This is a genomic window from Fulvivirga lutimaris, assembly GCF_009711525.1.
Taxonomy (GTDB): domain Bacteria; phylum Bacteroidota; class Bacteroidia; order Cytophagales; family Cyclobacteriaceae; genus Fulvivirga; species Fulvivirga lutimaris.
Window position 1 is genome coordinate 1 of the sequence record NZ_SMLV01000049.1, and the last position, 797, is coordinate 797.

General features: G+C 37.1%; 1 protein-coding gene. It reads left to right on the top strand.

Annotated elements, in window-relative coordinates; genetic code table 11:
- Positions 1 to 797: hypothetical protein (locus tag E1140_RS21155; RefSeq protein WP_185153312.1), on the top strand; the 797-nt coding region annotated here is incomplete at both ends.

Genomic DNA, 797 nt, shown 5'->3' on the forward strand with positions numbered 1-797 from the left:
ACAAGGTGCAATAGCCTTAACTGATAAGGACAATTGGTGTAGTCCAGTTAACGCGTATACTACAGTTGGAGCCACAGGAGAACAAAGCTCTAGTTGTGCTAGTTCGATTAAGAGCGATGTCTGGTTTAAATTCCAAGCATCAACATCATTTATTGATATTGAAATCACCAATGGTTCAATAAACAGTGGTTATCGAGTTATGAAATTGATGGATGGAGCCGGTCAGGAGATTGGTTGTATGAGTTCTAGCACATCGAAATTAGTAAAAGAAGATTTGATAATAGGAGATTGGTACTATATGGTAGTGGGAAGTCAGATAGGTTCTAGTTACAATGGTACCTTCACTTTATGTATCAATGATATTCCTTCAAATGACTATAAAATTGGAGAGATAGATTTAAGCAATACGATCAACGAAGACTGTGCTACTTATACAAATGTAGGAGCGACAGGCAGCCAGTCAACTTCGGCATCCGGCTGCAGTAGTATGACCCATAATGATACCTGGTATAAATTTCAGGCAAAGAGTGAGTTTATGGATTTTACTCTAACAACCGGTTCTCTAAAATATGCTCAAGTTGTTTTAAAGGACAGTCAGGATAATATTTTAATGTGTAATAGCGGTAATAGTTCAACAGGAATAGTATTCAACTATATCTCTGAAAATATGGTGATTGGCGAATGGTATTACCTGATAGTAGGAAATTCCTCATCTGCGGATCAATATGAAGGGACATTTGAAATTTGCATGAATGATGTGCCTAGCAATGATTACAAACAAGGAGCTGTCGAATTAA